At 71.9% G+C, this 25395-nt stretch carries 21 protein-coding genes and 1 riboswitch; of the genes, 17 read left to right on the top strand and 4 right to left on the bottom strand.

Annotated features, from left to right (window positions below; all coding sequences use genetic code 11):
• Positions 1–8: 8 nt before the first annotated feature.
• Positions 9–743, bottom strand: coding sequence for a hypothetical protein (locus tag ACZ67Q_RS25940; protein WP_471186377.1), 735 nt, complete (start codon positions 741–743; stop codon positions 9–11).
• A gap of 125 nt (positions 744–868) precedes the next feature.
• Complete coding sequence (locus ACZ67Q_RS25935) at positions 869–1576, bottom strand: hypothetical protein (RefSeq protein ID WP_471186374.1); 708 nt, start codon at positions 1574–1576, stop codon at positions 869–871.
• A 298-nt stretch (positions 1577–1874) separates the two neighbouring features.
• Here ACZ67Q_RS25935 and ACZ67Q_RS25930 point away from each other — a divergent pair, with 298 nt between their 5' ends.
• From ACZ67Q_RS25930 to ACZ67Q_RS25850, 17 genes are all read left to right on the top strand, one after another.
• Positions 1875–3911: an N-6 DNA methylase gene (locus ACZ67Q_RS25930; protein WP_471186804.1), complete on the top strand. Its 2037-nt coding sequence runs from the start codon at positions 1875–1877 to the stop codon at positions 3909–3911.
• A 104-nt stretch (positions 3912–4015) separates the two neighbouring features.
• Entirely contained in the window at positions 4016–4633 is a 618-nt protein-coding gene (locus ACZ67Q_RS25925) for a hypothetical protein (protein WP_471186372.1), read from the top strand.
• Between the two features lie 17 nt (positions 4634–4650).
• A complete protein-coding gene (locus ACZ67Q_RS25920) occupies positions 4651–6162 on the top strand; it encodes a protein kinase domain-containing protein (protein WP_471186801.1) in 1512 nt (503 codons plus the stop codon).
• Positions 6163–6245: 83 nt separating this feature from the next.
• The gene (locus ACZ67Q_RS25915) at positions 6246–7076 is read left to right on the top strand and encodes a glycoside hydrolase domain-containing protein (protein WP_471186369.1); all 831 of its coding nucleotides are present in this window, start codon (positions 6246–6248) and stop codon (positions 7074–7076) included.
• 195 nt (positions 7077–7271) lie between these two features.
• The gene (locus ACZ67Q_RS25910; RefSeq protein ID WP_471186366.1) at positions 7272–7916 is read left to right on the top strand and encodes a SurA N-terminal domain-containing protein; all 645 of its coding nucleotides are present in this window, start codon (positions 7272–7274) and stop codon (positions 7914–7916) included.
• 100 nt (positions 7917–8016) lie between these two features.
• Positions 8017–9072 (top strand): nucleoside triphosphate pyrophosphohydrolase, encoded by a 1056-nt coding sequence (locus ACZ67Q_RS25905; RefSeq protein WP_471186364.1) that lies wholly within the window; start codon positions 8017–8019, stop codon positions 9070–9072.
• Positions 9069–10370, top strand: coding sequence for a cytochrome P450 family protein (locus tag ACZ67Q_RS25900; RefSeq protein ID WP_471186361.1), 1302 nt, complete (start codon positions 9069–9071; stop codon positions 10368–10370). The genes ACZ67Q_RS25905 and ACZ67Q_RS25900 overlap by 4 nt, the downstream gene beginning before the upstream one ends.
• 127 nt (positions 10371–10497) lie before the next feature.
• Positions 10498–11571: a transglycosylase family protein gene (locus ACZ67Q_RS25895; RefSeq protein WP_471186358.1), complete on the top strand. Its 1074-nt coding sequence runs from the start codon at positions 10498–10500 to the stop codon at positions 11569–11571.
• A gap of 183 nt (positions 11572–11754) precedes the next feature.
• Positions 11755–11923, top strand: a riboswitch (cyclic di-AMP (ydaO/yuaA leader).
• 3 nt (positions 11924–11926) lie between these two features.
• The gene (locus ACZ67Q_RS25890) at positions 11927–12640 is read left to right on the top strand and encodes a transglycosylase family protein (RefSeq protein WP_471186355.1); all 714 of its coding nucleotides are present in this window, start codon (positions 11927–11929) and stop codon (positions 12638–12640) included.
• Between the two features lie 280 nt (positions 12641–12920).
• A complete protein-coding gene (eno, locus tag ACZ67Q_RS25885) occupies positions 12921–14216 on the top strand; it encodes a phosphopyruvate hydratase (protein WP_471186352.1) in 1296 nt (431 codons plus the stop codon).
• Between the two features lie 137 nt (positions 14217–14353).
• Complete coding sequence (locus ACZ67Q_RS25880) at positions 14354–14830, top strand: FtsB family cell division protein (protein ID WP_471186350.1); 477 nt, start codon at positions 14354–14356, stop codon at positions 14828–14830.
• A 22-nt stretch (positions 14831–14852) separates the two neighbouring features.
• Entirely contained in the window at positions 14853–15401 is a 549-nt protein-coding gene (locus tag ACZ67Q_RS25875) for a DUF501 domain-containing protein (RefSeq protein WP_471186347.1), read from the top strand.
• Positions 15398–16339, top strand: a complete 942-nt coding sequence (locus tag ACZ67Q_RS25870; RefSeq protein ID WP_471186344.1) for a Ppx/GppA phosphatase family protein — start codon at positions 15398–15400, stop codon at positions 16337–16339. Before ACZ67Q_RS25875 ends, ACZ67Q_RS25870 begins: the two co-directional genes overlap by 4 nt.
• A gap of 131 nt (positions 16340–16470) precedes the next feature.
• Positions 16471–17400: a PRC and DUF2382 domain-containing protein gene (locus ACZ67Q_RS25865; protein WP_471186342.1), complete on the top strand. Its 930-nt coding sequence runs from the start codon at positions 16471–16473 to the stop codon at positions 17398–17400.
• 646 nt (positions 17401–18046) lie between these two features.
• A complete protein-coding gene (locus ACZ67Q_RS25860) occupies positions 18047–19435 on the top strand; it encodes an NAD(P)/FAD-dependent oxidoreductase (RefSeq protein WP_471186339.1) in 1389 nt (462 codons plus the stop codon).
• 174 nt (positions 19436–19609) lie between these two features.
• The gene (locus ACZ67Q_RS25855; RefSeq protein WP_471186336.1) at positions 19610–20239 is read left to right on the top strand and encodes a Uma2 family endonuclease; all 630 of its coding nucleotides are present in this window, start codon (positions 19610–19612) and stop codon (positions 20237–20239) included.
• 120 nt (positions 20240–20359) lie between these two features.
• On the top strand, positions 20360–21652 hold the full coding sequence (locus ACZ67Q_RS25850; protein WP_471186334.1) for a class I SAM-dependent methyltransferase: 1293 nt from the start codon (positions 20360–20362) through the stop codon (positions 21650–21652).
• 56 nt (positions 21653–21708) lie between these two features.
• On the opposite strand, the gene ACZ67Q_RS25845 is transcribed toward ACZ67Q_RS25850, so the two are convergent.
• The gene (locus ACZ67Q_RS25845) at positions 21709–24240 is read right to left on the bottom strand and encodes an ABC transporter permease (RefSeq protein WP_471186332.1); all 2532 of its coding nucleotides are present in this window, start codon (positions 24238–24240) and stop codon (positions 21709–21711) included.
• Positions 24240–25043 carry an ABC transporter ATP-binding protein gene (locus tag ACZ67Q_RS25840; RefSeq protein WP_471186329.1) on the bottom strand — a complete coding sequence of 268 codons (804 nt, stop codon included), beginning with the start codon at positions 25041–25043 and terminating at the stop codon, positions 24240–24242. The genes ACZ67Q_RS25845 and ACZ67Q_RS25840 overlap by 1 nt, the downstream gene beginning before the upstream one ends.
• Positions 25044–25395 lie beyond the last annotated feature (352 nt).

Genomic DNA, 25395 nt, shown 5'->3' with positions numbered 1-25395 from the left:
ACCGTCGGTCAGGAGGCCCCGCCGGCCTTGCGCAGCGACTCCACCAGGTGTGTCGTCAGCTTCTTGGCCGACGCCGCGCCGTTCCCGGAGCCGGCGGTGGACATGACCGTGATGACCGACCTGCCGACCCGGGCGGCGACCAGCGTGGTGCCGTTCTCCCAGGTGGGGCTGGTGAGCGTGAGCGTGTAGCCCTCGTCGCCGAGCCCGTCGGTGGACTTGGCCCCGACCCGCACCTTCACGTGCTGGGCGGTGTCGGTGAACGTGGCGCACTCGGACGCCACGCTGCGGATCCGCTCCATCACGGCCTGCGCGGTCGTGCCCTGGAAGGCGTCGATCTCCTGCGTCATCTCCTCGCTCCGGTCCTGGTTGGCGTAGTCGGACTGCGCGAACGACACGCCGCCCTTGTAGCCGGTGACGTCGAGCCAGGCGGTGGTCTCCAGCTTGGTGCAGTCCGTCTTGGCAGTGCTGCGGCTGCTCGGCGCCAGGAAGTCCTTGCCGCTGTCCGCCGCCCCGTCGGCGACCGGGGTCAGCCCGGCCGGGAAGACCGACGCCGGGGCCAAGGCCTGCTTGAGCTGGGCGCCCGTGAGCAGATGGGCGTTGGGGTCCTGGGCCTTCGCCGGTGCGCCGGAGGCGGCGGCCGGCTTGCCGTCGGCCGTGTCCTGGCCGGACTGGCAGCCGGTCAGGGCCGCGGCGGTCGCGGTGACCAGGCAGAGGGTGGTGGCGGCGAGAGCAGTGCGACGCATGGGGGTTCCTTGGTGGAGATGGTTGGAGTGCGGGTGTGGTGCCCGCCGGATGCGGGTCGGTCCGGGTGGGGCCCGCAGGTGCGGGTGGGTCCGGGTGGGGGGTCCGGGACGCCGGCCGGGGCCGATCAGCCGGACTTCTTCCAGTCCTTGCAGCCGGCGGTCTTGAAGTAGGCGTCCGAGGCGCTGATGGTCACCACGGCCGAACCGCTCACGTTGTTGTTCGCGATGATCGACTCGATGGAGTGGCCGGCGTCCTTGGTGCGCTCCCAGTAGCAGGAGTCGTCGGTGTTGCCGGTGGACCGGTAGGTGCCGGGGGCGATGTCGGTGCCGACCTTGAACATGCCGCCGTCGCCCTTCATCGCGGTGGCGGGCGTGCCCTTGGCCCCCGCGTCGACCCCCGCGTCGACGGCCTCCCAGTCGTGGCAGCCGGTGGACTTGAACAGCTTGTCGCCGGGCTTGACCGTCACGTAGCTGGTGCCGGTGACGTTGTCGTTGGCCAGGATCGCGCCGGTCTCGCCGGAGGCGTCCTTGGCCCGCTCCCAGTAGCACATGCCATCGCTGTTGCCGCTGGTGCGGTAGGTGCCGGGCTTGATGTCGGAGCCGACCTGGAACTCGCCGTCCCCGTCGAACGCGGCCTTCTTCTCCTCGGCCGCCTCGGCCCCGGGCTTCTGCGCGCCGGACCCCTTGCCCCCCGCGCTCTGCCCGGCGGAGGCCGACGACCCCTTGCCCTTGCTGCCGGAGTCGCCGCCGTCGCTGCCGGCGTTCGCCGACACGGCTCCGATGACGACGATCCCCACCACGGCGCCCAGCGCGACCTTGGCCTTCGTGCCCATGACTGTGTCCCCCCTCGGACGGTGTGACCGCCCCTCGTGGGGCGGCCGTTCGTTCGCTGGGTCAATAAGAGCATGCGCTGTGAACCGAGTCAACACGATTCACGGCGTGAGTCGTGTACACGACTGTTAAGCGTTGGATCTTGCGTTCGTCGGTATCCTCGGCGTCACAGGCGTGGCCGTACGGGGCGGTCGCGCAGCGTGGACGAGGGGAGCGCGGCCGGTGCGGGACAAGGCGGCAGACGACGAGACGAGCGGGGCCGGCGGACGCACACCAGCGCCGTCCGCAGGGGCGGCCCACATCGCCGACAGCGCCACCGAGGTGACCGCCGCCGGCATCGCGCGCCTCGCCGGCGTCGGCCGCGCCGCCGTCAGCAACTGGCGCCGCCGGCACGCCGACTTCCCCAAGCCCGTCGGCGGCACCGAGACCAGCCCGTCCTTCGCGCTGGCCGAGGTCGAGGGCTGGCTGCGCCGTCAGGGCAAGCTCGCCGAGGTCCCGCTGCGCGAACGCGTCTGGCAGCAGCTCGCCGGCCATCCCGAGGGCCCCGTCGCCGCCCTCACCCACGCCGGCTGCGCCCTGCTCCTCCTCCACGACCGCCCCACCGTCTGGCTGGACATCAGCGCCGGCTCCGACGAACGCCTGGCCGCGATGCTGCCGCCGGCCCTGGAGCAGGTCCTCACTCCGCGCTTCACCGGCCCGCAGAGCCCCGCGCCCGCGGTGCGCACCCCCACCGCCCCCCAACTGCTGCCCTCCATGCCCCTGTTGCGGGGCGCCGCGGAACTCGCCGCCGAACTCGGCGCCCGGCATACCTTCGAGTTCCTGCTCGGCCGGCACCTCGACGCCAACCCGCGCCAGTACACGCTCACCCCCGCCGAACTGGCCTCCCTCATGGCCGACCTGGCGGGCGGCGCCCGCACCGTCCTCGACCCGGCCTGCGGCACCGGCGCCCTGCTGCGCGCCGTCACGGCGCGCCCCGGGCAGGAGCTGTACGCCCAGGACAGCGCCCCCGAGCTGGCCGCGCTCACCGCGCTCCGGCTCGCCCTGCACTCCCCGGCCGCGGTGCGCGCCGCCGCCGGCGACACCCTGCGCGCCGACGCCCACCCCGCGGTGCGCGCCGACGCGGTGCTCTGCCATCCGCCGTTCAACGAACGCAACTGGGGCCACGACGAACTCGCCTACGACCCGCGCTGGGAGTACGGCTTCCCGGCCCGCGCCGAGTCCGAGCTCGCCTGGGTGCAGCACGCGCTGGCCCGGTTGCGCGACGGCGGCATCGCGGTGCTGCTGATGCCGCCCGCCGCCGCCTCCCGCCGCTCCGGGCGCCGCATCCGCGCCGACCTGCTGCGGCGCGGCGCGCTGCGGGCCGTGATCGCCCTGCCGGTGGGCGCGGCACCGCCGTACAACATCCCGCTGCACCTGTGGCTGCTGCGCCGGCCCGCCGCCGTGACCGCGCAGCCCGAGGTGCTGCTCGCCGACGCCGGGCAGTTCGCGGGGGAGGGGCGCGGCGGACCCGACTGGCAGGCCGTACGCGAGGCGGTGCTGGACGTGTGGGCCGCCTTCGACCGCGCGGGCGGCCTCGAGGAGCGGCCCGGTCTGGCCCGCTCCCTGCCCGTCATCGACCTCCTCGACGACGACGTGGACCTGGCGCCCGCCCGCCATCTGCCGCCCGCGACGCCGGCCGACGGCGCGGGGGCGCTCGCGGCGGTGGGGGAACGCCTCGGCGAGACGCTGCGCCTGGTCGGGGAGCTCACACCCGCGCCCGTCGACGCGCCCCGGCGTACGCGCTGGCCGCTCACCACCGTGGGGGAGCTCGCACGCGGCGGCGCCCTGGAGATGCGGACCGGCGGCAACGGCGGCCCCACGCGCGTGCGGGTGCTCACCGACCACGACGTGCTCGCCGGGACGGCACCCTCGGGCTCCCTGCCGGAGAGCGACGAGGAGGCGGTGCTGACGGAGCCGGGTGACGTGGTGGTGCCGGTGGTCGGCGGCGGCGCGGTGGCGCGCGTCATCGACGAGGAGACCCGGGGCGCCGCCCTCGGCCGCAACCTGGTCCTGCTGCGCCCCGACCGGCAGGCGCTCGATTCGTGGTTCCTCGCCGGGTTCCTGCGCGGCACCGCCAACAACCGCCAGGCGAGCAGCTACGCCTCCACCGCCACCCGGCTCGACGTGCGCCGCCTGCAGCTGCCCCGGCTGCCGCTGGAGGAACAGCGGCGCTACGGCGAGCGGTTCCGCGCCCTCGAGGAGTTCGAGCGGGCGCTCAGGCACGCGAGCCGGCTCGGCGAACAGCTCGTGCGCGGCATGTACGACGGGCTGACGGACGGCACGGTCGCGCCGGAGTGATCAGTGTGACAACGGTTCGGTACAACCCGTGCCGTGTTGTCCGTGTCGGCCTATACGCTCGGACCGGAACCGCGTTTGTCCCCACCAGGCCTTCAGGAGCAGCCATGCCGGGCCACGGCTATGCCCCGCCATCTTCCCGTCGACCCTCGACCGGGGTGCTGGTCCTGCTGCGCGTGCTCTTCGTGGCGGTGGCGGTCCTCAGTATCGGATTCCTCGCGTGGGTGGCGCCGTTGCGTGCGGCGATCGTGACCCGCAAGCGGGGCGACTGGTGGGTCTTCGCGGGCTCGGTGGCCGTTCTGGTCCTCTGCTTCAGCCTGTTCGCCACCGACCACACGGATGACTTCAGCACGCCCAAGGGCACCGCCGGCATGATCATCCTGCTGCTCAACATGGCGGCCTGCGCGGGCTACTACCTGTACGCCGACATACGTCACCACCGGCCCCACCCCACCGGCCATCCCGTGCCCCCGGCGCCCGCCGTGAACTACGGCTACCCGCAGCCCCCGTCGCCGTACGCGGTGACGCTCCCGCAGACGCCCGCGGCGCCCCTCGCCACCCCGACCCCGCCGCTCCCGCAGACGCCCGCGGCGCCCCTCGCCACTCCCACCCCGCCGCCCCCGCAGCGCCCCGCGCCCGCCCGGATCGACCAGGTGCGCGCCGAACTCGACGAGCTCAGCGACTACCTGCGGCGCGGTGACGGCCACGGCGAGGGCGGAAGGTGACCGTGACGACGGGGCGGATGATCGCCGGCCGTTACGAACTGGCCGCTCTCCTCGGCCAGGGCGGCATGGGCCAGGTGTGGACGGCCTACGACCGCAGGCTCGACCGGCGCGTGGCCGTGAAGCTGCTGCGCCCCGACAAGGTCGCCGGTCAGGAGGCCGACGAGCTGCGCCGCCGGTTCCTGCGCGAGTGCCGGGTGACCGCGCAGGTCGACCATCCGGGCCTGGTGACCGTGCACGACGCGGGCAGCGAGGGCGAGGAGCTGTTCCTCGTCATGCAGTACGTCGACGGCGCCGACCTCTCCGACCACCTCGCCGAGCACGACCCGTACCCGTGGCCGTGGGCCGTCGCCGTGGCCGCGCAGCTGTGCGCCGTGCTGAGCGCCGTGCACGCGGTGCCGATCGTCCACCGCGACCTCAAGCCGCGCAACGTGATGGTCAAGCAGGACGGCACGGTCACCGTGCTCGACCTGGGCGTGGCCTCCGTGATGGACAGCGACACCACGCGCCTGACCCACACCGGCTCACCCATCGGCTCGCCCGCCTACATGGCCCCCGAGCAGGCGATGGGCGGCGCGGTCGGGCCGTACACCGACCTGTACGCGCTCGGCGTGCTGCTGCACGAACTGCTCAGCGGGAACGTCCCGTTCGCCGGTTCCACCGCGCTCGGCGTGCTGCACCGGCACCTGTACGAACCGCCGGTGCCGGTGCGCCGGTTCCGCCCCGAGGTCCCCGAGGCACTGGAGACGCTGGTGCTGCGGCTGCTCGCCAAGGACCCGTTGCACCGGCCCGCGTCCGCGCAGGAGGTGTACGAGCAACTGGTGCCGCTGCTGCCCGGGCGCGGCATCCCGAGCGGGGCGCCGCTGGACCCCACGCGCCCCTTCCTGCGTCCGCACGCCCCCTGGCCGGACCGTGCCCGTACCCCCGCGCCGCGGCCGTCCCCGGCCGCCGATCCTCCCGTCGCCGGGAAGCCCGATGTGGCCGCCGCCGTCGACGAGGTCAAGCGCCTGCTCGGGCAGGGCCGCATCACGCAGGCCGTCGACATCCTCGGCGCGATCCTGCCCGTCGCGGCCGGGGAACACGGCGAGCACTCGCCGGTCGTACGGACCCTGCGCAAGCAGTACGCCGCCACGCTGATGGACGACGGCCAGTACCGGCGAGCACTGCCCGAACTGCGCCGCCTGGCCGACGAACGCGCCGCCGAGGCCGGGGCGTCCGACCCGCAGTCCCTGCGCTTCCGCTACGACGCGGCCCAGTGCCTGGAGCAGCTCGGCGAACCGGGGGCCGCCCTCGCCGAGTACCGGGCGCTGCTGCCGTACTACGAGAACCAGTACGTCTCCGGCGACCCCGCGCTCGCCCACGAGCTGCGCCGCCGCATCGGCCATCTGCTGCTCGCCCTCGGCGACCGGCCCGCCGCGCACGACACGCTGATGCGCCTGCTGCACGACGTGGAGCGGCTCCACGGCCCAGGGCATCCGCTGGCCGCGGACGTGCGCCGCACCCTGCAATGGCTGGGGCAGGTGCGGGGCTAGGCGCGGCACGGGTTACCGTACGAGCCGCTCGTGGGTGTCGGGGACACCGAGCGGTCACGTACATCGAAGGGGTGGGTTCAGCCGTGTCCAGCCATCGTCAGTCCAAGAAGCGCAGATACCTCTCGTGGGCGGTGGCGGGTGCCGCCGTCGTCGCCGGGGGCGGGATAGCCGCCCAGCAGTCCATGGCGGCCACCGCCTGGCCCGCGCAGAAGACGTACACCGGCCGGGCCTTCGACACCTGCACCGCGCCCTCGCTCAGCGCGATGAAGGCCTGGCGCGCCGACGGCTACTACGGCGGCGCCGCCGTCTACATCGGCGGCAAGAACCGCGGCTGCAGCCAGCCCAACCTCACCGCGTCCTGGGTCAAGTCGGTGAACGCCCAGGGCTGGAAGCTCATCCCCCTCTACGTCGGCGCCCAGCCGCCCTGCCAGACCAGCCGCAACCCCGAGAAGCTGACCGCCGCCACGGCCGCCTCCCTCGGCGCGAGCGACGCGGGCGACGCCGTGGCCAAGGCCGCCGCGCTCGGCATGAAGGCCGGCAGCGCGATCTACCTCGACATGGAGCCGTACGACATCACGAACAAGTCGTGCAACGACGCCGTGCTGACGTACGTGCGCGCGTTCACGAAGGGGCTGCGGGCCAAGACCTACCGGGCCGGTTTCTACGGCTTCACCAGCTCCAGCGCCAAGGCGATCGCCACGGCCGCGAACAAGACGGACCTGCCGGGCAACCTCTGGTACGCGCTGTGGGACAAGAAGGAGACCACCACCGCGGACTGGCCGTGGGGCGCGTCGCAGTTCACCGACCACAGCCGCGGCCACCAGTACCTGGTGAACAGCAAGGAGACCCGGCGCGGCTACACGATCACCGTGGACCGCGACGCGTGGGACGCGCCGGTGGCCATCGTCGGCTGACCGCCTTGGCCCGGGGAGCGCGCGGCGGTGCCTGAAGTGGCGGTGAATCGTTGGTCGAATGGGTTGGCCTCAGCAGCCCCACTGCCTACCATCGATCACCGCAAGACTTTGTGCGCCCGCCCGTCGCCCGACCACCACCCCTGGTGGAGGCGCTGCGCGCCGCACCTGTTATTGCAATCTCCTCGGGAGGTTCCCTTGCACCGCCGCCGTCGCACCGCGCTCCTGCTGTCCGCCGCGATCGCCGCGGCCCCTTTGCTCACCGCATGCGGAAGCGACTCGCATCCGGGTGCGGCGGCCGTCGTCGGTGGCCGGAAGATCACGGTCTCGCAGCTCGAGGACCGGGTGAACGAGGTCCGGGCGGCGCAGCGCGCGGCGGCGGGCGACCAGGCGAACTACGCGCGCGTGGTGTCCGGATCCGGCAACCTCACCCGGCAGACCCTGCACAGCATGGTCCTGGACCAGGTGCTGCACCGCGCCGCGCAGGACGAGGGTGTCGCCGTCACGCGACACGACGTGCAGCAGCTGCGCGCAGGCGTGGAGCAGCAGCTCGGCGGGGCCAAGGCGCTGGAGACGACCTGGCTGCGCGAGTACGGCATCCCGCCGCAGCGCGTCGACGACAACCTGCGCCTTCAGGTCGAGGCCCAGAAGCTCGCCGCGAAACTGGGCACCGACACCAACCAGCCGGCGTTCTGGAAGGCCCTGTCGACGGCGTCGCGGGAACTGGGCGTCGACCTCAACCCGCGCTACGGCACCTGGGACGCCCAGAAGGTCGGCCGCGTGGACGCGAAGACCCCGTGGGTCAAGGACGTGACGGCGGCGGCGCCCCAGCAGCCTGCGTAACGGCCCCTTCCCCGACCCTCTCCGGGCGGATCATCACACCGCGACCCCACCCTGTGGACAACCGACGGAGACATCTCCCGGCGCGCGGTACGTTCGAAGCGTGAACGCACCGCGCCCCGAAGACTCCGCCGCCCCCGGCCGTATCGTCCTGCTCACCACCAGCCACCGCGTTGCGCCGGGTCTGCTGTCCTGGCCCGCCTGGCAGGCGCTGCGGGAGGCCGACCGGGTGCTGTGCGCCGACGCCTCCCACCCCCAGCTGCCGTACCTGCGGGAGGCGGGCGTCGTCGTCGAGGAGGCCGCGCCCGGCGCCGACGAGCTGCTGGACGCCTGCGCCGGCGGTCGTACCGTCGTGGTGGTGGCCGGCGGCGAGGGCGAGCCGGCGCTGACCGACGGCCTGGCCCGGCTCGCCGGCTCCGGCCGCGTCACGATGCCGGAGCTGGAGCTGCTGCCCGCCTCCTACGACCTGCCCGGCGCCCGCCTGCTCGACCTCGTCCAGGTCATGGACCGCATCCGCGTCGCCTGCCCGTGGTCCTCCCGGCAGACCCACGAGGGCCTGGCGAAGTACGCCATGGAGGAGGCGTACGAGCTGGTCGAGGCCATCGAGGACGGCGACCGCGACGAGCTGCGCGAGGAGCTGGGCGACGTGCTGCTCCAGGTGGTCTTCCACGCCCGCATCGCCGAGGAGGACCCCGAGGCCCCCTTCTCCATCGACGACGTGGCCGGCGGCATCGTCGCCAAGCTCATCCACCGCCACCCGCACGTCTTCGGGGACGCCACCGCCACCACCCCCGAGGAGGTCAAGGCGCACTGGCTGCGCACCAAGGCGCAGGAGAAGCGGCGCGCCTCCGTCACCGAGGGCATCCCGCTGCACCAGCCCGCCCTCTCCCTGGCCGCCAAGCTCGCCGCCCGCACCCGCACGGCCGGCCTGGACGTCCGGCTGCCGCAGGGCGACGGCATCGGCTACCAGCTCCTTGCGCTCGCCGCGCGCGCCGAGACGGAGGGCGTCGACCCGGAGACGTCGCTGCGCGCGGCGGCCCGCGCCTACCGCGACGCGATCCGCGAGGCGGAGGGCGTCGCCCCCGGCGCGTCGGCCGCGGTGCCCGCCGCCCACCGCGACGCGGAGGCCCACCCGGATCCGGATACGGTCGAGGAGTGACCGAGCAGCTCCGCCCCGACGAGACCGCCCCCGAACTCTTCACCTGGGAGTTCGCCGCCGACCCCTACCCCGCGTACGCCTGGCTGCGCGAGCACGCGCCCGTGCACCGCACCCGGCTGCCCAGCGGGGTGGAGGCCTGGCTGGTCACCCGGTACGCCGACGCCCGGCAGGCCCTCGCCGACCAGCGCCTGAGCAAGAACCCGGCGCACCACGACGAGCCGGCGCACGCCAAGGGCAAGACCGGCATCCCCGGGGAGCGCAAGGCGGAGCTGATGACGCACCTGCTGAACATCGACCCGCCGGACCACACCCGGCTGCGTCGGCTGGTCAGCAAGGCGTTCACCCCTCGCCGGGTCGCCGAGTTCGCGCCGCGCGTGCAGGAGCTGACCGACCACCTCATCGACGGCTTCGCGCAGCGCGGCTCCGCCGACCTCATCCACGAGTTCGCCTTCCCGCTGCCCATCTACGCCATCTGCGACCTGCTCGGCGTGCCCCGTGAGGACCAGGACGACTTCCGGGACTGGGCCGGGATGATGATCCGGCACGGCGGAGGGCCCAGGGGCGGGGTCGCCCGGTCGGTGAAGAAGATGCGCGGTTACCTCGCCGAACTGATCCACCGCAAGCGGCAGGCCCTGCCCGCCGAACCCGCACCCGGCGAGGACCTCATCTCCGGCCTGATCCGCGCCTCCGACCACGGCGAGCACCTCACGGAGAACGAGGCGGCGGCGATGGCGTTCATCCTGCTGTTCGCCGGTTTCGAGACCACCGTCAACCTCATCGGCAACGGCACCTACGCCCTGCTGACCCACCCCGGACAGCGGCACCGGCTGCAGGACTCCCTCGCCCGGGGCGAGCGCGCGCTGCTGGAGACGGGCGTGGAGGAGCTGCTGCGCTACGACGGCCCCGTGGAGCTGGCGACCTGGCGGTTCGCCACCGAGCCGCTGACCGTCGGCGGGCAGGACATCGCCCCCGGCGATCCCGTGCTCGTCGTCCTGGCCGCCGCCGACCGCGATCCGGAGCGCTTCCCCGAGCCGGACCTGCTGGACCTCGCCCGCCGTGACAACCAGCACCTCGGCTACGGTCACGGCATCCACTACTGCCTGGGCGCCCCGCTGGCCCGCCTGGAGGGTCAGACCGCCCTCGCCACCCTGCTCACCCGGCTGCCCGACCTCCAACTGGGCGCCGAACCAGCCGACTTGCGCTGGCGCGGTGGACTCATCATGCGGGGTCTGCGGCAGTTGCCCGTGACGTTCACGCCCGCGCCCGCACAGAAAACTGACACATCTTCAACTATGTGATCTTCACGTGATCTGCGCGGCATGAACTTGTGACTGGCGATCGTCTGCCGATACGTTCACTCGTCAGCGCGACGCCGGTGCCTCAAGGCGCCGCGCCGGTCAGTGCTGTCTCGCGAAAGGTCACCGCATGCTCTCCGGGAACGGTCGACACCGTCGCCCCCGTCAGGCTCCGGCCCTCCTCGTCACGGCCGGAGTGACCGGCTCCGCCATCGCCATCCCTCTGCTCGGCGCGGCGAGCGCCCACGCGGCCGACGGCGCGACGTGGGACAAGGTGGCCGAGTGCGAGAGCGGAGGCCGCTGGAGCGACAACCCCGGGATCGGGCTCTACGGCGGCCTGCATCTGTCGCAGGAGGACTGGGAGGGGCACGGCGGCCTGGAGTACGCGGCCCGGCCCGACCTCGCGAGCCGTTCGCAGCAGATAGCCGTGGCCGAGAAGGTCCTCGCCGACCAGGGTGTCGGCCACTGGACGCTGTGCGGGCTGACCTCGGGCCTGTCCGGCGACACCTCCGCACCGGACGTCGACACGGGGGTCGCGGGCGACACGTCGGGCGGCGGCTCGGCGGCCGGCGGCTCCACCACCGGCTCGGGCTCCTCCGGTCCGACCGGGACCAGCACTCCGTCCGACTCATCCGCTTCGGCCGGTACCTCCGGATCCACCGGTACCTCCGGATCATCCGGTTCGGTGGACTCGCCCGGCTTGCCCGACTCCTCCGGTGCGCCGTCCGGGACGCCCTCCACGGGCACCCCCGCGCAGCCCTCTGACGGGTCGTCGTCCGCCACCCCGTCCACGGGGGGCGCGGCCGAGTCCGGCGCGCCCGGAACGTCCGGGCCCGGCACCTCGCAGCCGTCCGGCAGCGCGTCCGCAGGTGACGCAAACACCGACGATCCGGACAACCTGCGCCAGATCGTCGGGGATTCGGGGCTCGTCGACACCGGTGCGGTGGACGGCGGCGGCCGCCACCGCGGCGCCAGCGCCACGGAGGACGCCGCCGAAGTGAGCGCGGCGCCCGCCTCGGGCCGGCATGCCTCGCGCTACACAGTGCGCGACGGGGACAGTCTGACGTCCATCGCCGACTCCCTTGGCGTCGAGGGCGGGTGGCGCGCGCTGTACGCGGAGAACCGGGACGCGATCGGGGCCGACCCGGGCCGCATCGTCCCCGGTCAGACCCTGCTTGTCGGTGGCGAAACGGGCGAAAAGTAGCGGGAGTTGACGCCCCGTTTTGAGACTGATGTCCGCTTTGGTGAAAGTGTGGGATGAGTCTCAGAAGCCGTGATCGTCTTTGAAATTCGGCCGATCGCCTGTCTACGGTCATGACCGCTCGCCATCGCGAGCCCCGGCCGGCCGCAACGCCGAATCCTGCCAGCGGCCGCACGGGAACAGTCGTCGCTCAACGCGCCGCAGGCAGGAGCGGGGGACCCAAGGTAAGCGCCGTGCCCGGCAGTTGAGCCGGAGCGGCTAGGGGTGAAGCCACGCCTCCCAGGGGAGGGGTGGCCGGGCAACTCAACCGGCCCGAACCCGACAGCTCACCTCGCAGGCGTCGGTGAGGGGATCCACCATGCTGTTTTCCGGCAAGGGCAAGCACCGTCGTCCCTCCAAGACCACCCGTGTCATCGCGCTCGCCGGTGTCACCGGCGCGGCCGTCGCCGCCCCGCTGATGGCGGCCGGCAACGCCTCCGCCGCCACCACCTCCGAGTGGGACGCGGTCGCCCAGTGCGAGTCCGGTGGCAACTGGTCCATCAACACCGGCAACGGTTACTACGGCGGCCTGCAGTTCTCCGCCTCCACCTGGGCCGCGTACGGCGGCACCGCCTACGCCCCGCAGGCCAACCAGGCCAGCAAGTCCCAGCAGATCGCCGTCGCCGAGAAGGTCCTCGCCTCCCAGGGCAAGGGCGCCTGGCCGGTCTGCGGCACGGGCCTGTCGAACACCCCGAACAACGGTGGCGGCTCCTCCAGCTCCTCCCAGAGCGGCGGCTCGTCCTCCCAGGGCACCACCACGACGCGCTCCAGCGAGCAGCAGAGCGCCTCCCGCTCCAGCGAGCGCCCGGCGCAGACGCCGAAGAAGCAGAGCACCAAGACCGTCACCACCCCGACCGGCAAGAAGGTCAAGAAGGGCGACGGCGAGTACAAGGTCGTCACCGGTGACACCCTCAGCTCCATCGCCGAGAAGCACCACGTCGCCGGCGGCTGGAAGAAGCTGTTCGACCTGAACAAGGACATCGTCGCGGACGCCGACCTCATCTACCCGGGCCAGCAGCTGCACCTGAAGTAAGCGGCAGCGGGCCGGCCAAGGGCCGCTCCCCGTCCCCACGGGCTCCCCGTCCCGGTGCGTGTTCCCCCGTACGCACCGGGACGGGGTTTTTTCTGCCGTCCGTTCTCCGGACGTTCAGCCGGAACGCCACCCCCCTTTGTTCCGACGGTGAACAATGGGTACGGTCTGTCTGTCCACGGGCCGGGCGGTCGGCTGGCCGATGGCCCCGGGGCGGTTAGGCTCTAGTCGCAAGGCTCACCAGCCCCGCACTTTCAGCGTCACATCCACGAAGGAGATGCTCGTGCCGTCCATCGACGTCGTCGTAGCCCGGGAAATCCTGGACTCCCGAGGCAACCCCACGGTCGAGGTCGAGGTCGGCCTCGACGACGGCAGCACCGGGCGTGCCGCCGTTCCGTCCGGCGCCTCGACGGGCGCCTTCGAGGCCATCGAGCTCCGCGACGGCGACTCCAGCCGTTACCAGGGCAAGGGCGTCGAGAAGGCCGTGCTGGCCGTCATCGAGCAGATCGGCCCGGAGCTGGTCGGCTACGACGCCACCGAGCAGCGCCTGATCGACCAGGCCATGTTCGACCTGGACGCCACCGACAACAAGGGCTCCCTCGGCGCCAACGCCATCCTCGGCGTCTCGCTCGCCGTCGCCCACGCCGCCTCCGAGGCCAGCGACCTGCCGCTGTTCCGCTACCTGGGCGGTCCGAACGCGCACCTGCTGCCGGTGCCGATGATGAACATCCTGAACGGCGGCTCGCACGCCGACTCCAACGTGGACATCCAGGAGTTCATGATCGCCCCGATCGGCGCGGAGTCCTTCTCCGAGGCCCTGCGCTGGGGCGCCGAGGTCTACCACACCCTGAAGAAGGTCCTGAAGTCCAAGGGCCTGTCCACCGGCCTCGGCGACGAGGGCGGCTTCGCCCCGAACCTCGGCTCCAACCGCGAGGCCCTCGACCTCATCCTCGAGGCGATCAAGGAGGCCGGCTACACCCCCGGCGAGCAGATCGCCCTGGCCCTCGACGTGGCCGCGTCCGAGTTCTACAAGGACGGCTCCTACGTCTTCGAGGGCAAGAACCGCTCGGCCGAGGAGATGACCGAGTACTACGCCGAGCTGGTCGAGGCCTACCCGCTGGTCTCCATCGAGGACCCGCTGTTCGAGGACGACTGGGCCGGCTGGAAGACCATCACCGCCAAGCTCGGCGACAAGGTCCAGCTCGTCGGTGACGACCTGTTCGTCACCAACCCCGAGCGTCTCCAGCGCGGCATCGACGAGGGCGCCGCCAACGCGCTGCTCGTCAAGGTCAACCAGATCGGCTCGCTCACCGAGACCCTGGACGCCGTCGAGCTGGCCCAGCGCAACGGCTACAAGTGCATGATGTCCCACCGCTCCGGCGAGACCGAGGACGTCACCATCGCCGACCTCGCTGTCGCCACCAACTGCGGCCAGATCAAGACCGGCGCCCCGGCCCGCTCCGAGCGCGTCGCCAAGTACAACCAGCTGCTGCGCATCGAGGAGATCCTCGACGACGCCGCGGTGTACGCCGGCCGCAGCGCCTTCCCCCGCTTCCGCGGCACGGTCTCCAAGGGCTGAACAGACGGCTGAGCCCGAGGCCGGCCCCGAAGGCTGGGCCAACCTGGCGTAAGGCTTAGCCAGTCGTACGTACGTCCCCGTACTCGGTCCCGTACCGTGTCCGGGGACGTACGCGCGTGTGAAACGGGAGGATGGCCATGGCGGTGAAGGACCGGGACCGTTTCTCCACCGCGACCAGGATCCGGCTGCTCGGCGAGCAGACCGCGGCCCGCGTCTACCGTTCCCAGACCAAACGGCAGGCCCGCCGCTCCCGGCTCACCGGCCGCGCGGCGCTGCTCGCGCTGGTGGTGTGCACGCTGATCGTGGCGCTCGCCTACCCCATGCGCCAGTACGTCTCGCAGCGCGCCGAGATCGCCGACCTGGAGCGCCAGAAGCAGCAGGCCGCGCAGCGTGTGGAGCAGCTGCGCGACCTCAAGGCGCGCTGGCAGGACGACTCCTTCGCCGAGCAGCAGATCCGCAAGCGGCTGCACTATGTGCTGCCGGGGGAGACCGGTTACGTCGTGGTCGACCCGGACGCGGCCACGCAGGCCCACACCGACGCCGGCTCGACGGACCGCCCCTGGTACTCCAACGTCTGGGACGGGGTCGACAAGGCCGACGCCTCCGACCAGTAATTCGACAAGAGAGAACTTCGTAGTGGAAACGCCCCCGCCGTCCACCCCGCGCACCGAGCCCACCGACGCGGACGTCGAGGCCTTCAGGCAGCAGCTCGGCCGGCCGCCGCGCGGGCTGCGCGCGATCGCCCACCGGTGCCCCTGCGGGCAGCCCGATGTCGTGGAGACCGCCCCGCGCCTGCCGGACGGCACGCCCTTCCCGACGCTGTACTACCTGACCTGCCCCCGGGCCGCCTCCGCGATCGGCACCCTGGAGGCCGAGGGCGTGATGAAGGAGATGACCGAGCGGCTGCAGACCGACCCGGAGCTGGCCGCCGCCTACCGCGCCGCCCACGAGGACTACATCCGGCGCCGGGACGAGATCGAGGAGCTGACCGGCTTCCCGAGCGCCGGCGGCATGCCGGACCGCGTGAAGTGCCTGCACGTGCTGGTCGCCCACTCCCTGGCCGCCGGACCGGGCGTCAACCCGCTGGGCGACGAGGCCATCGCGATGCTGCCCGAGTGGTGGCGCAAGGGTCCGTGCGTGACGTCGGCACAGGACGGCGCCGAGACCGAGGAGGACGCCAAGTGACCCGTGTCGCCGCCATCGACTGCGGTACGAACTCCATCCGCCTGCTGGTCGCCGACTGCGACCCGAAGAGCGGCGAACTGGTCGACCTGGACCGCCGTATGACGATCGTGCGGCTCGGGCAGGGCGTCGACCGCACCGGCCGGCTCGCCCCGGAGGCGCTGGAGCGTACCTTCGCCGCGTGCCGGGAGTACGCGGAGATCATCAAGGAGCACGGTGCCGAGCGGCTGCGCTTCGTGGCCACCTCCGCCTCCCGAGACGCGGAGAACCGCGACGAGTTCGTGCGCGGCGTGATGGACATCCTCGGCGTGGAGCCGGAGGTCATCACCGGTGACCAGGAGGCGGAGTTCTCCTTCACCGGCGCGACCAGGGAGCTGGCCGAGCACGAGCACCTGGACCGTCCCTTCCTGGTGGTGGACATCGGCGGCGGCTCCACGGAGTTCGTCGTCGGCGAGGAACACGTGCGCGCGGCCCGCTCGGTGGACGTCGGCTGTGTGCGGATGACGGAGCGGCACCTGGTGGCCGGCGGGGCGGTCACGGACCCGCCCACCGAGGAGCAGATCGCGGCCATGCGGGCCGACATCGAGGCCGCCCTCGACCTCGCCGAGGCAAGCGTGCCGCTGCGCGAGGCGCGGACGCTGGTCGGGCTCGCCGGGTCGGTGACGACCGTGTCGGCGATCGCCCAAGAGCTGCCCGAGTACGACTCGGCGCGCATCCACCACTCCCGGATCTCCCGCGACAAGGTCCGCGAGATCACCGAGTGGCTGCTGCACTCCACGCACGCCGAGCGCGCGGCTGTGCCGTCCATGCACCCCGGGCGGGTGGACGTGATCGCGGCGGGCTCCCTGGTGCTGCTGTCGATCATGGACCGGATCGGTGCCGAGGAGGTCGTGGTGAGCGAGCACGACATCCTGGACGGCATCGCCTGGTCCGTGGCGTGACGACAGAACACTGATGTGCACAGAGGGCACTTACGAAAAGTATGTGCCCTCTGTTGCTGTTGGTTTGTTTCGCCCTTTTTGTGATGGTGAACCCGCCAGGGGAGTCGCTCCGCGAGAAGGGTGAGACAAACATGATCACCAGAGAGCAGATCCCCTCGGTCCTGGACCACCCGGTCCTCGGTGAGGACGGGAAGAAGATCGGCGAAGCCAAGCACGTCTTCCTCGACGACACGACCGGTGCGCCGGAGTGGGTTTCGGTCAAGACCGGCCTCTTCGGCAGCAGCGAGTCCTTCGTACCGATCCGTGACGCCGCGGTGGTGGACGGGCACACGGAGGTCCCGTACTCCAAGAGCAAGGTCAAGGACGCCCCGCACGTCGACGTCGACGGCGGCGGCCACCTTTCGGAGGACGAGGAGCACCGGCTCTACGACTACTACGGCCTCGACTGGGACGAGTCCTGGTCCCGCGCCAACCGGCCCGGCGAGGGCGGCTGGGCCCACCAGGCGGGCACCGCGGGCGCGGCAGGCGCCGCGGGTGCGGCAGGCGCCGCGGGTATGGCGGGTGCCGGGGGCGCGGCGGGTGCCGCCGGCGCGGCGGAGGGCCGTGCGGCAGCCGGTGCGCGCAGGGGCCCGGACGACGACGCGATGACGCGCTCCGAGGAGCACATGCACGTGGGTGTCGAGCGCCGTGAGGCGGGCCGCGCCCGGCTGCGCAAGTACGTCGTCACCGAGGAGGAGGAGCGCGTCGTACCGCTGCGGCACGAGGAGGTGCGCGTCGAGCGGGAGCCGATCACCGAGGCGAACCGCGACGCCGCGCTGTCCGGGCAGGAGATCGGCGAGGCCGAGCACGAGGTGGTGCTGCACGAGGAGCGGCCGGTCGTGGAGACCGAGGCCGTGCCGGTGGAGCGGGTGCGCCTGACCACCGAGGAGCACACCGGGCAGGAGACCGTGCGCGGACAGGTGCGCAAGGAGCGCATCGAGAGCAGCGCCGAGGAGGCCGACGAGCCCCGCGACCGCATGGGCCGCGACGACAGCGGCGGCATGGGCCCGGGCCACCGGTAGGGATCCGGCGCCGGAAACCGCCCGGGGTGCCGGCGGGCAACGGCCGCCGGCACCCCGGGGGCGCCGTGGCGAGGGCCGGCCTCCGCTGGGTGCGGCCGCGACAACGCCCCCGGGGGCGCGGGGAACCGCGCGACCGGCCCCGGCCGGCCCGCACCCGCACCCGCCGACATCCGCACCCGGCAGACGCGCCGGCGTCTCCCGGGCGCTCCCGCAGGACGCGATCACTCCTGGTCAGCGTCCTCCCCTGAGCGTCCGCGGCCACGCCTGAGCGGCCCAGGAGAACCGTCGGATGACACCTCGTCGGGAAAGTTCGTGAAGTTCTTCACAAGGAATTCCGTTCCGCAAGCCCCCTGAACGCCTTCGGATCACCCCTCCGGGGGCCGAACTCGCCTTTGAACATGTTCAGAAGGGGTGGACGACGCGCCTTCGGATCACGCGTCCCGCAGGGCCTGACACCTCGCTCACCGTGCCGTCCGACGCCCAGAGAGGCAGCTCACGCGGCATTGACAACGGGTTGTACCGGACAACGGTTCCCGTCGCCCGGCATGACCTGCGTCACGCGGGCCGCGGAGTGTAGCACAGGTACCGTCGGAGCTTGTGAAGGGGCGCACGAGCCACCCCCCCAAGCGGGTGGATACTCGATGCCATGAGCACCACGGAGCGTCCCAGGATCCTCGTAGTAGGCGGTGGGTACGTAGGCCTGTACGCAGCTCGGCGCATCCTCAAGAAGATGCGCTACGGAGAGGCGACCGTCACGGTCGTCGACCCCCGGTCGTACATGACCTACCAGCCCTTCCTCCCCGAAACCGCCGCCGGCAGCATCTCCCCGCGCCACGTCGTCGTCCCGCTGCGACGTGTGCTTCCCAAGGCGGAGGTCCTCACCGGCCGGGTCACCACCATCGACCAGGACCGCAAGGTCGCCACGATCGCCCCGCTGGTGGGCGAGGCGTACGAGCTGCCCTTCGACTACCTGGTCATCGCGCTCGGCGCGGTCTCCCGCACCTTCCCGATCCCCGGCCTCGCCGAGCAGGGCATCGGCATGAAGGGCATCGAGGAGGCCATCGGCCTGCGCAACCACGTGCTGGAGCAGCTCGACAAGGCCGACTCCACGACGGACGAGGAGATCCGCCGCAAGGCGCTCACCTTCGTCTTCGTCGGTGGTGGCTTCGCCGGCGCCGAGACCATCGGCGAGGTCGAGGACATGGCCCGGGACGCGGCCAAGTACTACACCAACGTCTCCCGCGAGGACATGCGGTTCATCCTCGTCGACGCCGCCGACAAGATCCTTCCCGAGGTCGGACCGAAGCTCGGCCAGTACGGCAAGGAGCACCTCGAGTCCCGCGGTGTCGAGGTCTACCTGTCCACCTCCATGGACTCCTGCGTCGACGGCCACGTGGTGCTGAAGAACGGCCTCGAGGTCGACGCCAACACGATCGTGTGGACCGCCGGCGTCAAGCCCAACCCGGTCCTGGCCCGCTACGGCCTGCCGCTGGGCCCGCGCGGTCACGTCGACTGCGCGCCCACGCTCCAGGTGCAGGGCACCGACTACATCTGGGCCGCCGGCGACAACGCCCAGGTCCCGGACCTCGTCGGCCGCAAGGCCGGCAACGAGAACGCCTGGTGCCCGCCGAACGCCCAGCACGCGCTGCGCCAGGCCCGGGTGCTCGGCGACAACGTCCTCTCCGGCCTGCGGGGCTTCCCGCAGAAGGAGTACAGCCACGCCAACAAGGGCGCGGTGGCGGGTCTCGGCCTGCACAAGGGCGTCGCGATGATCGTCATGGGCAAGATGAAGATCAAGCTCAAGGGCCGTCTCGCCTGGTACATGCACCGCGGCTACCACGGTCTGGCGATGCCGACCTGGAACCGCAAGATCCGGGTCTTCGCCGACTGGACCCTCGGCATGTTCCTCAAGCGCGAGGTCGTCTCCCTCGGTGCGCTGGAGTCCCCGCGCGAGGAGTTCTACGAGGCCGCCAAGCCGGCCCCGGCTCCCGCCCCGGCCGCCGTGAAGACCGAGGAGAAGGCCAAGGCCTCCTGACCCTCGCGGTCGAGCCGCCTGACCCTCCCGGTCAGCTGCTGAACACCTCGAAGGGGCCGCCCGCCATCCGTGGTGCGGGCGGCCCCTTCGGCGTTCCGGGACATGATCACTCGTTGTGATGACGTCGGCCGATCTCCACGGCTACCGTGGACGGGCAGGCCGAGAATCCCGTCCATGGGAGGAATCATGACCGCCGAGCCCGTTGCCGAGCCGACCTCCGCGCCCGGCCGCCGCTGGCCGGTGCCGCCCCGGGACGGATACACCGTGGACGACCTGTTCACGTTGCCCGACCTCCCGCCGCACACCGAGCTGATCGACGGGAGCCTGGTCTTCGTGAGTCCGCAGCGGCGTTTCCACGCCAAGATGATCGAACTGCTGCTGAACGGCCTGCGCCGAACGATCCCGGACGACCTCAAGGTCGAGCGCGAGATGACCGTCGTCCTGGACCGCCGCAACGGCCCTGAACCCGACCTGTGTGTCGTGCGCGCGGATGCCGTCACCGACGAGCTGGAGCAGACCCGTTTCGAGGCCGCCGACCTCGTCCTCGCCGTCGAGGTCGTCTCCCCGGACTCCGAGGCACGTGACCGCGACACCAAGCCCCACAAGTACGCCGCCGCCGGCATCCCGCACTTCTGGCTGGTCGAGGCCTCCGGCGCGGGCAAGCACCCCGTCGTGCGCACCTACGAACTCGACCCGGTGTCCAAGACGTACGCGCTCACCGGCACGCACCGCGAGCAGCTCAAGCTCGCCGTGCCCTACGACGTCGAGATGGACATCACCCTCGACGCGCTCCGGGAGCTCTGACGACCCGCCCCTTAGGAGGGTTTACCCAGCCGTGACGCGCGTGGGGGACTGCGGCGCCGCCGCGTAGGTGTTTACGTGGTGCACGACATTCCGGGATCGCTTGTCACGGAGGTGTTGCACATGGCCGACGCCGCGCTGCGGCTCACGCGCCTGCTCGAGCAGTTGCTGGGAGTGCCGCTCCCGGTCCGTATCCGCGCCTGGGACGGCTCACAGGCCGGTCCTCCCGGCGCCCCGACGCTGGTCGTGCGCAACCGTCGCGCGCTGCGCCGGCTGCTGTTCAAACCGGGCGAACTGGGCCTGGCCCGCGCCTGGGTGGCCGGCGACCTGGAGATCGAGGGCGATCTGTACGCCGCGCTCGACCTGCTCGCCGAACTGATCTGGGACCGCGGCGAGGACGCGAGAACCCTCGGCGATGCCCTGCGCGATCCGTCCGTACGCCAGGCCGTGCGCGGCCTGGTGAAGCTCGCGGGGCCGCCGCTGCCGCCCGCGCCGCCCCCCGAGGAGGTCCGCCGGCGCCGCGGCCATCTGCACACCCGCCGCACCGACAAGAAGGCCATCAGCCACCACTACGACGTCGGCAACGACTTCTACGAGCTGGTCCTCGGCCCGTCCATGGTGTACTCCTGCGCCTACTGGCCTGCCCCCGACGCGTCGTTGGAGACCGCCCAGCGCGACAAGCTCGAACTGGTCAGCCGCAAGCTCGCCCTGAAGCCGGGTCAGCGGCTGCTCGACGTCGGCTGCGGCTGGGGTTCCATGGCGCTCCACGCGGCCCGTGAGCACGGGGTGAGCGTCGTCGGCATCACGCTCTCCCAGGAGCAGGCCGCCTACGCCCGCAAGCGGGCCGCCGACGAGGGCCTGACCGACCGGGTCGAGATCCGGGTGCAGGATTACCGGGACGTCCAGGACGGGCCCTACGACGCGATCTCCTCCATCGGCATGGCCGAGCACGTCGGCGCCGAACGCTATCTGGAGTACGCCCAGAGCCTGCACGCCCTGCTCAAGCCCGGCGGCCGGCTGCTCAACCACCAGATCGGCCGCCGCCCGCAGCGCGACGAGGGCGCGTACGACGTGGACGCCTTCATCGACGCCTACGTCTTCCCCGACGGCGAGCTGCAGCCCATCGGCACCACGGTCACGCAGCTGGAGCGGGCCGGTTTCGAGGTGCGCGACATGGAGTCGATCCGGGAGCACTACGCGCTCACCCTGCGCGGCTGGGTCGCCAACCTGGAGGCGCAGTGGGACCGCGCGGTCCGGCTGACCAGCCCGGGCCGGGCCCGGGTGTGGCGGCTGTACATGGCCGCCTCGGCCCTGGCCTTCGAACACAACCGGATCGGCGTCAACCAGGTCCTCGCCGTGAAGACCCCCGACTCCGGCGCCTCCGGGATGCCGCTGCGCGCCCGCACCTGGAACTGACCCGGCGCAAGGGCCCCGCTTTCGGAAGGAAGCGGGGCCCCGCGGTGTCGTACCCGCTACTCCGCCTTGATGGCCTGCAGCATGTTCAGGCGGGCCGCGCGGCGGGCCGGCCACAGGGCCGCCAGGACGCCCACCAGGGCGGCTCCCGCCAGGAACAGCGCCATCCGCGCCCACGGCAGCACCAGCTCGTACGTCGGCATCTTGGTGCCGAGCAGCTCACCGGCCGCCCAGCCGAAGAAGACGCCGAGGCCGATGCCGAGCACGCCGCCGAACAGGGAGATCACCAGGGACTCCAGGCGGACCATCCGCTTGATGCCCGAGCGGTCCAGGCCGATCGCACGCAGCATGCCGATCTCCTGCGCACGCTCGAAGACGCTCATCGCCAGGGTGTTGACGACCCCGAGCACCGCGACGATCACCGCCATGCCGAGCAGGCCGTAGAGCATGTTCAGCATCAGTGTGAAGATCTGCGCGATCTCGTCGGAGACGTCCTGCTTGTCCTGGATCCTGATCGCCGGGTTGTCGCCCAGCGCCTTCACCAGGCGGTCCTTGGTGCCGGCCGACGTGCCGTCGGCCGTCTTCACCATGACCTGCATGTCACCGGCGCCGGCCGGCTGGTGCGGGGCGAGGGCGGCGGTGTCGAGCATGATCCCGTGGAGCATGTCGTTGCCCTCGTACACCCCGGCGACCGTCAGCCGCTGCGCCTTGCCGTCCTCGTAGTGCGCGGTGAAGCCGGAACCGGCGCGCCAGCCGTGGTCCTTGGCGGTGTCCTGGTCGACGACGACCTTGTCGCCGCCGACCGTGAAGGAGCCGTCCTCGGTCTTCAGATCGGTGAGCTTGCCGATCGCGGCGCCATTCACGCCGGTCAGGTACTCGGTCCGCCCGTCGATGCGCGAGGGCGCGTTGCGCAACGGGCTGACGTCCGTGACGCCTTCGGTCGTGCGCAGTGTCTTCTCGACGCCCGGGGACAGCTCGTTGCCGTTCGCCATGGAGACGACGTAGTCGGCGCGGATCGCCGCCGAGGCCATCTTGTCGATGGACGTCTGCAGGCTGCCCGCCATCACCGTCATGCCGGTGATCAGGGTGAGCCCGATCATCAGCGCGGAGGCCGTGGCGGCGGTACGGCGCGGGTTGCGCACCGAGTTCTGCCGGGCGAGCTTGCCCGACACCCCGAACACGCGCAGCACCGGCGCGGCCGCCGCGATCAGCGGGCGGGACAGCAGCGGGGTGAGCACGAACACGCCGATGATCAGCAGCACCGCGCCGATCCCCATGGCGGCCTGGGCGGCGTCGGCGTCCATCGAGGTGGCCGCGAGCACCACCGCGACGCCGGCCGCGGCGAACAGGGCGCCGATGGTGTTGCGCAGCACCAGCGACTTGGTGGACGCCTTGGCGTGCACGCTGCTCATCGCCGCCACCGGCGGGATCTTCGCGGCACGCCGTGCGGGCAGCCAGGCGGCCAGCATGGTCACCACGACGCCGACGACGAGCGCGGCGGCCACGGTGCCGGGGGAGATCACCAGCGGGCCGTCCGGGACGGTCGCGTCGAACGCGCCCATCAGGGACCTGAGCCCGGCGCCGATGCCGATGCCCGCGACGAGACCGGCGACCCCGGCCACCGTGCCGACCACCAGCGCCTCGATCAGCACCGAGCGCGTGACCTGCCGGCGGGAGGCGCCGACGGCGCGCAGCAGCGCGAGTTCCTTGGTGCGCTGGGCGACCAGCATGGTGAAGGTGTTGGCGATGATGAAGGTGCCGACGAACAGGGCGATGCCGGCGAAGACCAGCAGCGCCTGCTGCATCCCGCCCATCTGCGCGGAGATCATCTGCGCCTGGTCGTCGGCGAGCTGCCTGCCGGTGGTGGTCTCCACGGCGTCCTTCGGCAGCGCCTTGTCCAGCGCGGCCCGCAGCGCGGTCTGGGAGGTGCCGGGGGCGGCCTTGACGTCGACCTCGTCGTAGGTGCCCGCCTTGCCGAACAGCCGCTGCGCGGTCGCCGTGTCGAACAGGGCGAGGCTGCCGCCGGCGGCGACGTTGCCGTCGTCGGTGGAGAAGATGCCGGTGATCAACGGGGTCAGGACCGGGCCGTCGACCGAGATGCGCACGGTGTCGCCGACCTCGTAGCCGGCCCGCTCGGCGGTCTTCTCGTCGATGAGGACCTGGTCCTTGCCGGCGGGCGCGTGGCCCTCGACGAGCGGGTAGCGCGGGTCCTTGGTGCCCCAGTAGTTGCCGCCCTCGGAGCGGAAGCCGCCGCCGATGAGCTTGCCGTGCTGGTCGGCGATGGCGGTGAAGCCCTGGACGACGCCGATCGCAAAGGCGGCGCCGGGCACCTTGGCGCTGGTCTCCAATTGCGCCTGGGTCAGCTCGGGACGCTTGCCGACGGTGTTGCCGGTGTCGGCCTTCGAGCGGGGCTCGACGGCGACGTCGACGTGGTCGAAGCCCTTGGCGGAGCTCTTCTTGTAGGCGTCGGAGACGGTGTCGGTGAAGACGAGGGTGCCGGAGACGAACGCCACGCCGAGCATCACGGCGAGGACGGTCATCAGCAGGCGGGCCTTGTGCGCGAGGACGTTGCGCAGCGCGGTGCGGAACATCAGCTGGTGCGGCCCTTCGTGTCGAACTCGGCGGTCCGGGGGTTGCCCCCGGGAAGGACACGCATGTAGTCGAGGACGGCGTCCGCGGTGGGGCGGATCATCTCATCGACGATGCGGCCGTCGGCGAGGAAGACGACACGGTCCGCGTAGGCGGCGGCGACCGGGTCGTGGGTGACCATCACGACGGTCTGGCCCAGTTCCCGCACGGAGTTGCGCAGGAAGCCGAGGACCTCGGCGCCGGCGCGGGAGTCGAGGTTTCCGGTCGGCTCGTCACCGAAGATGATGTCCGGCTTGGAGGCGAGCGCGCGGGCGACGGCGACGCGCTGCTGCTGGCCGCCGGAGAGCTGCGAGGGGCGGTGCCCGAGCCGGTCCGACAGGCCGACCATCCTGATCACCGCGTCCAGCCACTGCTGGTCGGGCCTGCGGCCCGCGATGTCCATCGGGAGGGTGATGTTCTCCAGCGCGGTCAGCGTCGGCAGCAGGTTGAACGCCTGGAAGATGAAGCCGATCTTGTCGCGGCGCAGCTTGGTCAGATGCTTGTCCTTCAGCGAGCCCAGTTCGGTGTCGCCGATGCGCACGGAGCCGGAGGAGAAGGTGTCCAGGCCCGCGACGCAGTGCATCAGGGTGGACTTGCCGGAGCCGGAGGGGCCCATGATGGCGGTGAACTGGGCCTGGTGGAAATCGACCGAGACCCGGTCGAGGGCGACCACCTGGGTCTCGCCCTGGCCGTAGATCTTCGACAGGTCCGTGGCGCGTGCGGCCACGGCGGAACTGGTCCGGCCGGCGACGGATGTGGTGGTCACGGGACAGCTCTCCTCACGGAAACGACGGTGTTCGAGGGACGTGTTCCATCGTTCCGGCGGCCCGACGCCGTGGAGTCACCCGCTGTTCCGGTTCCCGGGGCCGACTGCGGTCGGACCCGGGGCGGTCGTGTCATACCTGGGGATGACGGACGTCCCTGAGAACGCCGGGCGGACGGGCGGTCGTGAGAACCGGTGGCGCACCCTCGTTCGGACGGTGAAATTCCGTCATTTCGCGTACGCGGCGGAGCGCCGCACGCAAGGCTGCTGGCAAGTGCGGACGGCGCGTTCCGGTGGCTGATGCTCCCTCAGACCTCAATAAAATAAGACAACATCGGGTCACCCGCCCCCTGTG

This window comes from Streptomyces sp. NPDC036813, from assembly GCF_055609245.1.
Note: the sequence above shows the minus strand (reverse complement) of the source record. Positions and strands in the feature narration are given on the sequence as shown.

Excerpts from the sequence above, each read along its gene's own strand:
- ACZ67Q_RS25920 (WP_471186801.1), top strand. The coding sequence starts at position 4,651 with ATGATCGCCGGCCGTTACGAACTGGCCGCTCTCCTCGGCCAGGGCGGC.
- ACZ67Q_RS25880 (WP_471186350.1), top strand. The coding sequence starts at position 14,354 with ATGGCGGTGAAGGACCGGGACCGTTTCTCCACCGCGACCAGGATCCGG.
- ACZ67Q_RS25860 (WP_471186339.1), top strand. The coding sequence starts at position 18,047 with ATGAGCACCACGGAGCGTCCCAGGATCCTCGTAGTAGGCGGTGGGTAC.
- ACZ67Q_RS25895 (WP_471186358.1), top strand. The coding sequence starts at position 10,498 with ATGCTCTCCGGGAACGGTCGACACCGTCGCCCCCGTCAGGCTCCGGCC.
- ACZ67Q_RS25865 (WP_471186342.1), top strand. The coding sequence starts at position 16,471 with ATGATCACCAGAGAGCAGATCCCCTCGGTCCTGGACCACCCGGTCCTC.
- ACZ67Q_RS25850 (WP_471186334.1), top strand. The coding sequence starts at position 20,360 with ATGGCCGACGCCGCGCTGCGGCTCACGCGCCTGCTCGAGCAGTTGCTG.
- ACZ67Q_RS25890 (WP_471186355.1), top strand. The coding sequence starts at position 11,927 with ATGCTGTTTTCCGGCAAGGGCAAGCACCGTCGTCCCTCCAAGACCACC.
- ACZ67Q_RS25940 (WP_471186377.1), bottom strand. The coding sequence starts at position 743 with ATGCGTCGCACTGCTCTCGCCGCCACCACCCTCTGCCTGGTCACCGCG.
- ACZ67Q_RS25845 (WP_471186332.1), bottom strand. The coding sequence starts at position 24,240 with ATGTTCCGCACCGCGCTGCGCAACGTCCTCGCGCACAAGGCCCGCCTG.
- ACZ67Q_RS25935 (WP_471186374.1), bottom strand. The coding sequence starts at position 1,576 with ATGGGCACGAAGGCCAAGGTCGCGCTGGGCGCCGTGGTGGGGATCGTC.
- ACZ67Q_RS25925 (WP_471186372.1), top strand. The coding sequence starts at position 4,016 with ATGCCGGGCCACGGCTATGCCCCGCCATCTTCCCGTCGACCCTCGACC.
- ACZ67Q_RS25855 (WP_471186336.1), top strand. The coding sequence starts at position 19,610 with ATGGGAGGAATCATGACCGCCGAGCCCGTTGCCGAGCCGACCTCCGCG.